The 10,021-nt window shown below is 49.7% G+C and carries 8 protein-coding genes; 6 read left to right on the forward strand and 2 right to left on the reverse strand.

Annotated features, from left to right (window positions below; all coding sequences use genetic code 11):
* The first annotated feature begins 15 nt into the window (after nt 1-15).
* On the forward strand, nt 16-2,388 hold the full coding sequence (locus V7S65_RS31675; protein ID WP_336389548.1) for an ABC transporter permease: 2,373 nt from the start codon (nt 16-18) through the stop codon (nt 2,386-2,388).
* Nucleotides 2,389-2,508: 120 nt separating this feature from the next.
* Nucleotides 2,509-4,041 carry a sulfatase family protein gene (locus tag V7S65_RS31680; protein WP_336389549.1) on the forward strand — a complete coding sequence of 511 codons (1,533 nt, stop codon included), beginning with the start codon at nt 2,509-2,511 and terminating at the stop codon, nt 4,039-4,041.
* Between the two features lie 51 nt (nt 4,042-4,092).
* Here V7S65_RS31680 and V7S65_RS31685 read toward each other — a convergent pair whose 3' ends face one another.
* Nucleotides 4,093-5,115 carry a DUF3500 domain-containing protein gene (locus V7S65_RS31685; protein ID WP_336389550.1) on the reverse strand — a complete coding sequence of 341 codons (1,023 nt, stop codon included), beginning with the start codon at nt 5,113-5,115 and terminating at the stop codon, nt 4,093-4,095.
* A 135-nt stretch (nt 5,116-5,250) separates the two neighbouring features.
* Between V7S65_RS31685 and V7S65_RS31690 the strand changes: the two genes are divergently transcribed.
* The 3 genes from V7S65_RS31690 to V7S65_RS31700 are packed head-to-tail and all read left to right on the forward strand — an operon-like array spanning nt 5,251 to nt 9,016.
* Complete coding sequence (locus tag V7S65_RS31690; protein WP_079472352.1) at nt 5,251-6,711, forward strand: patatin-like phospholipase family protein; 1,461 nt, start codon at nt 5,251-5,253, stop codon at nt 6,709-6,711.
* Nucleotides 6,712-6,713: 2 nt separating this feature from the next.
* On the forward strand, nt 6,714-7,391 hold the full coding sequence (locus V7S65_RS31695; RefSeq protein ID WP_336389551.1) for a hypothetical protein: 678 nt from the start codon (nt 6,714-6,716) through the stop codon (nt 7,389-7,391).
* 56 nt (nt 7,392-7,447) lie between these two features.
* Nucleotides 7,448-9,016 (forward strand): serine hydrolase domain-containing protein, encoded by a 1,569-nt coding sequence (locus tag V7S65_RS31700; protein WP_336389552.1) that lies wholly within the window; start codon nt 7,448-7,450, stop codon nt 9,014-9,016.
* Here the strand turns inward: V7S65_RS31700 and V7S65_RS31705 are convergent.
* Nucleotides 9,003-9,500 carry a hypothetical protein gene (locus V7S65_RS31705; protein WP_336389553.1) on the reverse strand — a complete coding sequence of 166 codons (498 nt, stop codon included), beginning with the start codon at nt 9,498-9,500 and terminating at the stop codon, nt 9,003-9,005. The genes V7S65_RS31700 and V7S65_RS31705 overlap by 14 nt on opposite strands.
* A 141-nt stretch (nt 9,501-9,641) precedes the next feature.
* Here V7S65_RS31705 and V7S65_RS31710 point away from each other — a divergent pair, with 141 nt between their 5' ends.
* Nucleotides 9,642-9,941 carry a DUF1905 domain-containing protein gene (locus V7S65_RS31710; RefSeq protein ID WP_336389554.1) on the forward strand — a complete coding sequence of 100 codons (300 nt, stop codon included), beginning with the start codon at nt 9,642-9,644 and terminating at the stop codon, nt 9,939-9,941.
* Nucleotides 9,942-10,021 lie beyond the last annotated feature (80 nt).

Here is a 10,021-nt window from a genome sequence, read left to right on the forward strand (position 1 = left end):
ATATTATCTTCCTGTATGCTCGCTAACTACGTTAAAATAGCCATTCGCCACCACCGGAAAAACAAGCTGTATGCAGGGATCAATATCATTGGCCTGGCCATTGGTCTCAGTTGTGTTTTGCTGGCATTTTTATACCTGAAAGATGAAAACAGTTTCGACAGGTTTCATCAACAGAACCCGCATCTGTACCGCGTTACCACCGCAATCACCCAACCAGATGGCAGTGCGCAGCGGACCGGCAGTACCGGGCAGTTACATGGCCCCGCTTTCAAAGCCCAGGTACCGGAAATAACGGCCTACAGCCGGGTGATGGGCGGAGATATTTACGGGGACATTATCGCCGGCAACAAAGTATTAAAACAACAGCTCCTGTTTGTGGATGCCGACTTCTTCCGGATCTTCTCTTTTCCACTCATCAAAGGCGATTCTGCTACGGCGCTCAGCGACATAGGATCGGCCGTGATTACAGAAAGTACCGCCCTGAAATATTTTAACCGCACCAACGTGGTGGGTGAACTGCTCCGGATGGATGCAGACCCTTCTGCCCGGCGCCTGGGAAAACCGCTGGTGATCAGCGGTGTAGTGAAAGACCCTCCCCTGCATTCTTCCATCCGGTTTGATGTATTACTCCCCTTCCGGTTTATGCAGCTGTCGTTTAACGACACCGACTGGAACAATGTATATCTCAGCACATTTGTGGTTACACGGCCGGATGCTGCCATGAATACGGTTATACAACAACTAAACCGGGTAGCGGCAGCGCATACAAATTCCACCCTCACGTTTGGCCTGCAACCGGTTACCGACATTCACCTTCATCCGCTGTATTCACCCGATGGCAACCGGGAAGGCGGTGTGATCAACGGCAGCAACCCGGTGTTTGCCTGGATCTTTATGGGCATCGCGGTATTTATCCTGGTGATGGCCGGTATTAACTTTATCAATATTACGCTCGCCGGCTCCCTCAAAAGAAGCAAAGAGGTTGGTGTGCGCAAAATTAACGGCAGCAGCAGCACACAAATCATCAGCCAGTTCCTCACCGAGTCCGCACTGCTTTGCGTCATAGCCCTTCTGCTGGCCTTCCTGCTGACCGCCTCCGCATTGCCGGTATTCAATGAACTGGCAGGAAAAGCCATTTCCATCGGGGCAATACTCCATCCGGTAATAGGATTGGCAGCAGCAGGATTGCTGCTGTTCATCATTGCATTAACCGGCGCATACCCGGCATACGTGCTGGCCAGGTTCAGCGCCATAAAAGCCTTTTCCGGCTCTCATCAACTAACCGGCAGGAATATCCCCGGACGGATATTGATCATTACGCAGTTTTCACTGGCAGTGTTCTTCCTGCTTGTTACCGCCTTGTTCTATCGGCAAATGGATTACGTGCAATCCAAAGACCTGGGCTATCACCCCGAACAGGTGGTGGTAACGCATATCAGCGGGGATCGCGACCTGAAGCAGGTACAGGACATCCTCAAAAATGAACTGGTTAATGAACCCGGCATCGCCGGTCTTTCCTTTGGCGGCGACCGTGGCGGCGCCACGGCAGTACATCTCCATGATAAAGAGATCCCGGCCATTCACCGCGTGATCGACAAAAACTATTTACCTACGTTGGGTATCACGCTCCTGGAAGGACAAAACTTCACGGACAACTGGTCCAATGGCGTAATCGTAAACGAAGCATTTGTAAAAGCGGCAGGGCTCCAAACCCCCATTGGAACGCCCATCCGCACGGATGAATATTTCGATAAGGAAATAAGGACCATCACCGGCGTGGTAAAAGATTTTCACGCCGGCTCCCTGCGGGAACGCATTGCACCGATGGTGATGATCATGAGCCGCTGGTACGGCGGCGACGTGTGGATGAAAGTGGACCCGCGCAGGCAACAGGCTTCATTAGCCGCATTAGCCGCTGCATACAAAAAGGCATTGCCGGAAACTGCCTTTACCTACAGCTTCCTCAACGACCTGAACGCGCGCGAATATGCGCAGGAACAACGCTGGAAAGTGATCATCCGCTGGGCGGCATTGTTGTCGGTGCTCATTTGTTGCTCCGGTTTATCCGGACTCGCACATATTGCTACGCATCAACGCATGAAGGAAATCGGAATACGGAAAATACTGGGCGCCGGCATGACCAGCATCGTCACCCTCTTTTCAAAAGAGTTCCTGCAACTGGTGGCCATTGCTTTTATAACAGCCGCTCCCCTCGCCTGGATAGTGATCCACCGGTGGTTACAGGGCTTTGCCTATCATACCGGTATCAGCGCGTGGATCTTTATTGCTACGGGTAGTTTTACATTACTTATTGCGCTGGCTACTGTTGGTTTCCAGGTGATCCGCGCCGTTGGCGTTAACCCATTGAAAAATTTGAATGCCGGTTGATGCGGCTGATCAAAAAAGTTAGCAAGACAAGACCTGCTTCCCACAGGAAAAAACTATATTTATCCGCATCTTTGCCGGTACCCCTCCGCTATCAGGGGTTAAAAGTGAACAATTATCCTGATGACAAAAACGAATTTCATTCAAAAAATCAGTACCGGATTGTTATGCGGTCTACTCTCGCTAACAGTATCTGCACAGCAAAAACCCAACATCGTTATTATTTATGCAGATGATCTCGGATATGGAGACCTGAGCTGTTACGGCATGAAGAAGATCCGGACGCCGCATATCGACCGGCTGGCGCAACAGGGCGTCCGGTTCAGCAATGCATATGCTACTTCTGCCACGTGTACCCCTTCCCGTTTCGGGATCTTAACGGGCAAATATCCGTGGCGGCAACGAAATACCGGCATCGCACCCGGCGATGCTTCGCTGATCCTTCCTACGGATCGCCGCACCCTTCCGGGCATGCTCAAAGATGCCGGTTACCAGACCGCCGTTATTGGCAAATGGCACCTGGGTCTTGGCGACGGCACCGGGATCGATTGGAACAAATCCATCAGCCCCGGTCCGCTGGAAGCAGGATTTACCTATTCCTTTATTATGCCCGCCACACTCGACCGTGTGCCCTGTGTGTTTGTGGAAGATCACCACGTGGTGAATGCAGATCCCAATGATCCTATCGAAGTAAATTACAAACATAAAATCGGCAACGATCCTACCGGGCTGGAAAACCCCGAAAAGCTGCGCATGCACCCCGATCCCCACCAGGGACACAACCAAACCATTGTGGACAGCATCAGCAGGATCGGCTGGATGAGCGGCGGCAACAGCGCCCGCTGGAAAGATGAAAACATTGCAGGCATCATCACCCGCAAAGCCATTGACTTCTTCAGCAAAAATAAACAGCAACCATTCTTTCTCTATTTCGCCAGCGGCGATATCCATGTACCCCGCTACCCCAATAGCCAGTTCCGGGGCAAAAGCGGCATGGGCCTGAGAGGAGACGCTATATTACAGCTCGACTGGACCGTAGGTGAAATTGTAAAAGCACTGGATAGCCTGGGGCTGACCAAAAACACCCTCATCATTTTTTCCAGCGACAATGGTCCCGTGCTAAACGACGGATACCTGGACCAGGCAGCAGCGCTGGCTGGTAACCATCATCCCGCAGGACCTTTGAGAGGCGGCAAGTACAGCGCCTTCGAAGCCGGCGCCAAGGTGCCTTTCATCGTTAAATGGCCTGCCGGCATCAAAGCAAAACAAACGTCCAACACACTTATCAGTCAACTGGACCTCTTTGCTTCCTTTGCCCGGTTAACGGGTCAGTCCATACAGCCGGATGAAGCGCCGGACAGCTTCGACATGCTGCAACAGCTGCTGGGCAAATCCCGTCAAAACCGCCCCTACCTGGTTACACACGCCGGTACCCTCGCCATTATTTCAGGCGACTGGAAATATATATCGCCGGCAAAAGGCGCAAAAATCGACCGGGATGTAAATATTGAACTGGGCAACGATACAGCGCCACAACTCTATCACCTGACCAACGATGCCAACGAACAGCACAATGTGGCCACACAATATCCTGACAAAGCAAGAGCGCTGGCAGCAGAGCTGGAAGCGATAAGAGCTAAGCCCCAAAGCAGGTAAGAGTTACCGCGGATGTTTTCTTTCTCAGAATTAAAGACAACATCCGCTGCATTATTTCGCATGTGCCGCCCGGTAATGCTCCAGCAGCATATCTCCCCCAAAATCGTTTTTCAGGTCCCGTACAATGGTATGGATATGGTTGGCGTTATTCTGTGTGTTATCGTATTCAATGATGAGGCCTGGTCCCTGAATACGGTAGTAGCAAGGATTTCCCAGCGCATGTACCGTACTTCCCGCCCATGTAAACCACAAATTATCCAAACCATCCTGCTGAATATCCTTTAACATTTTATCGGCAAACAGTTTGGTAAAACGGTGTACATACACATTAATAAGTTGCAGTAACAGCTGCTGATGCGCGGCGCTCAACTCCTTAAAACGGATGCCTTCCGGGTGTGCAATCATGGCGTTGCGGCTGTTGCCCGTAATGATTTCCGCCGGCGCTTTGGTGGTTACCAGCGCCTTCTGTAACTCCGCCGGGGATAAAGCATGCAGCAGGTCAAAGGCCAGCGTGGTTTCTTCTCTCAATACCTCTTTATCTTTTTGCGGTCCTTCCAGCACAATAGCAGGATTAGCCCCCAGGAAAGCCGGCGTGCCGGCTACCAGTTCTTTTTTATCTGCCGAAAAATTAAATGCCACATGATGCCCTTCAAACCGCCAGCCCCAGATAGTATTAGCGGCAGGCACGCCAAAAATGGTAAGGAAGTATTTACCCGGATCACGGTAATGATCGTTTTCTTCCCGATGCTCCAGCTGTTTCAGTACCAGGTCCAGCTGCATAATATCATTCACCTTTTTTACCGTGGCTTCGCTTAACGCGGTGTTCAACAAAGCCATGAGCGCTTTACGCTGCGCAGGGTTCAGCTCATTTACAGAAATCCCCTTCCGGTCGTCGCGGGGCACATAAGCAAAATGATAGCGCTCCCCGGTGTCAAAAGGAAACAGTGTTTGCGCCTGTTGCGCTTTACTCAGCAACCGGGTAAACCGGTTGGCCCTTTCATACATTTCCTGTGCCCGTAGAGGACCCATGAATGCGCAACAACCAATAATGAATAACAGGAACGACCGGTGCATATGCAGCAATTTGAATAACGTGGAAAATAATAACAGATAAATATAATCGATCGGCAACGATTCTGCAACCTTATCCCGGGATGAAAAAATCAAAAAAATGATTAATTTAGAAGGATACCCCTTATACATAACATTATGCCGGCGAAAAACCCTGTTAAATTAACCGTATCCGACTTTATTCACAACCGCGTAGTGATAGAGGAGCTGGAGAGTTTAAAGAAAACCTTTGACCCTGCCGCCAGTGGTGGCAAACCGCTGATTGTATCTGACGTGCTGGATGCCGAAGGGCATCAATATGTAAACCTGGTACAGAAAGGTGGTGGCGTATTTGGTATTGCCCTTGTGGGATATACTTATATCCTGGAAGAAATGGGTATCCGGTTCCTCCGGCTGGCCGGCACCAGCGCGGGCGCCATCAATACCGCCCTGATGACGGTGATTAAAAATAAGTCCGATAAAAAATCAGCGGAAGTATTACAGGCCATCTGCGACCTGGATTTTTTTTCGCTGGTAGATGGACATCCTGCTGCACGCACGCTGATCAAAAATTTTATTACCCGGAAAAACTATATTGATAAAGCCAAAAATAAGCTGCTGGTAGTACTGGCGGCATTTGCATTGCTGATAGCCGGAGATGTAGTGCTGGTGGGACTCAGCAGCAAATACCCGGCATTGTATGTATGGACCGGTATCTGTTTTATCCTCAGCGGATTTTTATCGCTGGTGCTTGGCATCGGCATTTCCTACGTGATCGATCTCTTTAAACGGCTGAAGAATTCAGGATATGGAATAAATCCGGGAGATGTTTTTTATGACTGGATCAAACGGCTGCTGCTGGAAAACCAGGTGGCCACAGTGAGCGATCTGAATAGAAAAGCTGCTATCTGCCCGGCGCTGCAATTGCGTGTGCCCAATCAAAGCGGGCTGGAAGAACTAAAGGGAGATGTAACCTTTATTGCCTCCGAACTGGTTACCCAGAATAAGATCCAGTTCCCGGCCATGTGTTCCCTGTTCCGCACCGATGTGGATACCCTCTCTCCCGCAGGATTTATCCGCGCGTCGATGTCTATCCCCCTCTTCTTTGAATCTTATATGATCAATGATATTCCGGCAGACGATATCCGGATCAAAGACGCATGGAAGAAATTTTTTGGCATCACACAGCCGCCTTCCACTGCCCGTTTCGTTGATGGCGGCATCCTGTCCAATTTCCCGATCAGTATTTTTTTCAATGCCAACGTAACGGTGCCGAGGTTGCCATCATTTGGGATCGACCTGGACGACAGCAAGCCGGCGGACAAACAGGAGAATGCCTTCAGCTGGTCGCTCACAGGATATTTCGGACGCATGTTTAATACCATCCGTAACTACTACGATAAAGATTTCCTGCTTAAAAATGAAGTGTATCAGCGCGGAGTGGGAAAAGTGGATTTGTCGTCCGATCAGTATAACTGGCTGAACTTCTTCCTGTCTGATAAAGATAAAATAGACATGTTCGTACTCGGCGCCAAAGCTGCCTGTGAATTTTTAAGAACATTCGACTGGGATACCTATAAAAACGACCGCACAGATCTTCAAATCCAACTCAAAAAATAAATATGGAACCTGTTATTGCAAATGCCTGGTGTTGGTTATGTTTTTCTGCAGCCCTGTTGCTGCTCACCGCTTTTATTATGCTCCGGCAGGCACGGCACTTTTATCTCCTGGATGTAGTGGTGCGCAAGTTCAGTATCATCGATTTGCAGTTTCCCGCTTCTTCCAAAGAAATTCCGGAGCTGATCAAAGGCATCTATGCGTTGCCGGCGCCGCAACAATCACGCACGCTTTCCGCCCTCCGCGGACAGCTGTGGGTCGATTTCCTTTTCATGCCGGCTCTCTACGGAAGTATCTTCCTGTTGTGCATACAGGTAGCCGATAAGATGACGCCCGCCGGCGAAATATTCTTTGAATGCCTCGCATGGCTCCAGCTCATCGCCTGGTTGTTTGATGCAATGGAAAACGGCTACCTGCTGAATAAAATAAAACCGGATGTAACGCCCTCCACGCCTGAAGTACACAAAGCATATCAACAAATGGTGTTTGCCAAATGGATCCTTTTATTAACCGGTATCGTATGCGCCCTCTCCGCATTGTTGTTTTTCTGGGTGTCCGGGAAATATGAAACGCGGTCGCTGCATTACCTGTTGATCCTTGTGGGAGAAGGGATCGTATTTGTTATAGCGGAGGTAATTGCAGGCAGGCGCAAAGCCCCCGAAGATGCAGCTCCGGTGGTATAACGGGTGTTATTAAGATGTAAATTTATTCAACCATTCCACGTTTCACTTTAATTCCCATGAACACGATGCAATCCAGGAGACATTTTATTAAAAACGCAGGCATAGGTCTTGCGGGAATCAGGTTTCTTCCGGTGCTGGGCCCTATCGGTCAACTATGGCGCCCTTCCGTACTGCTGCCGCATGCCCTTCCCGAATCGCAGGGGGTATCTTCCGGCGGAATCCTTTCTTTTATTGAAGCGGCCAATGCCTCCGGCATCAGCTGGCATAGCTTTGTTTTATTACGACACGGGCATATTGTAGCCGAAGGCTGGTGGAATCCTTATGCAGCGGAATTTACACACTCGCTGTATTCTCTCTCCAAAAGCTTTACCAGCACCGCAATCGGCATGCTGGTAAAAGAAGGCAAACTGGATATTCAAAGCCCCGTCGTTTCATTTTTCCCTAAAGACGTACCGGCTAATCCGTCATCTAATCTTCAGAAAATGACGGTAAAGCACCTGCTTACCATGAACACCGGCAACGGCGCAGATACTATGCCGCCAATGCTTAAATCAAATAAAACCTGGGTACAAACGTTCCTGGAACAACCTGTTGACTTTGAACCCGGCACCCATTTCCTGTACAATACCGGCGCTACGTATATGCTCGGAGCCATCCTCCATGCCGTTACGGGGCAAACGCTGGAACAATACCTCGCTCCCCGGCTGTTTGAGCCGCTGGATATTACCGGGTACGACTGGGAAACTTCTCCGCAGGGATTGAATACTGCCGGATATGGCCTCCGTGTTAAAACAACAGACATCGCAAAACTGGGGCAGCTATATCTCCAAAAAGGAAAATGGAATGGCAAAACATTACTCACCGAAAGCTGGGTAAAAGATGCCACCGGTTACCAAACATCCTCACAACAAGGCAACGGCGATTGGGCCCAGGGATACGGCTACCAGTTCTGGCAGTGCAGGCATGGCGCCTATCGCGGCGACGGCGCCTTCGGTCAGTATTGTATTGTAATGCCCGGTAAAGATGCAGTGCTGGCAGTGACCAGTCAAACCGCCGACATGCAGCAATCCCTTAACATCATCTGGGAACACCTGCTGCCCGCTCTTCACGATGGCGTGCTGCCGGATAATCCTTCGGAACAGGCCGCGCTGAAAACAGCATTGGGTCGTTTAGCCCTGCCCGTAGTTACAGGCAACACTGCCAACGACACGTCTTCCCGGTACAACCGCAAAACCTGGACACTCGATAAAAACGATTTTAATGCCACCTCCATGCAGTTCGACTTTTCACCGGCCGGTTGTACCTGGAGCACGCAAACAGCCGAAGGCGTTGCCAGTATCCGCTTAGGCTGGGAAAAATGGATGCTGAATAAGGAACGGCAGCTTTATAAATTCCCTGAAGTGGGATTGAACCATCAGCCCACCAAAGTAGCAGGCACCGCTACCTGGATCAACAACAACACGCTGCAGCTGAACCTTCGCTTCGTGGAAACCTTGCATGGCGACAGGATTCAATGTGTATTTGAAGGAGATAAATTAACCGTTACGTTCCTCGATAGCCTGACTGCCATGTCCGCAGGCAAGGTTGATAGCCGGAAAGCATTGAGTGGCGTTATGAAGGGTTGAGCCGGAGATGTAGTCGCGCCGCATATTTCAGCAACCGTTGCTCGTAAGCTGTAAAAGATGGGTCCCGCTTTGTGAGCGGGACTTTTTTCTTATTGATCCATTTGATCATATTACCTTTCCGGAAATAGGCCCGGTCTTCTTCCACACTGATATTTGCATTGCTAAAGGTGCTGTCGTACATAGGAATGCTGTAATGATAATCCCGCCTGTAAATAAATACCGGCGTCCCATGATCGTAGTAAATTTCGGTCCGCTTTTTTCCCATCTCCCCGTAAACGTCCTCTGTGATCAGCATAATACTGTCTCCCGAAAAATAACCTGTCACCTCTCCGCCCTCTGTACTTCGTTCTTCTGTATCAACTACTACCTGCCGGTACGTTCCGATACGGGCATTTATTTCCTGGTACCGCTCCGTGATATGCCGGGTATCGGTACCAGATTGATACAAAACACAGAAAAGGCAACAGATCTTCAGATATGACATTATGCGATATTTGACCAGCAACAAATTAAGCATTGATTCCCTAATCTCACAATTGTCGCAAATCGCCCCTAAGAATGTCGTTTTAACCAACCCTCACATTGCGGCAACGGCGCTACCTTTATCTTACAAAATCATATTCATATGGCAACTGTAAAAGAAGCACCCGCAAAAGGCAAGCTGAACAAGCAGTTTAGCGCAACACTACAAAAAAGCCCCAACACCGGCGGCTGGACCTACGTGATATGGCCCGATTCCGTGGCATTTTTTGGCACCCGTGGCCTGGTAAAGGTAAAAGGCACCATCGACAACCACCCTTTTCAGAGCTCGTTTATGGCCCTGGGAGATGGTACCCACAAGCTCCCTGTAAAAGTGGAACTAAGAAAGCTACTGGGAAAAGAAGCCGGGGATGCCGTAACGGTGAAGCTCACGGAACGGCTCTGACATGGTCACGTCCTGAAAAAGGTTTACACTTAAAAAAGTGTAAAACATGCAAAAAACAAACATTTCAGGTCGAAAATGCT

It is taken from the genome of Chitinophaga sp. CCNWYY40, from assembly GCF_037483205.1.
Lineage (GTDB): Bacteria > Bacteroidota > Bacteroidia > Chitinophagales > Chitinophagaceae > Chitinophaga > Chitinophaga ginsengisegetis.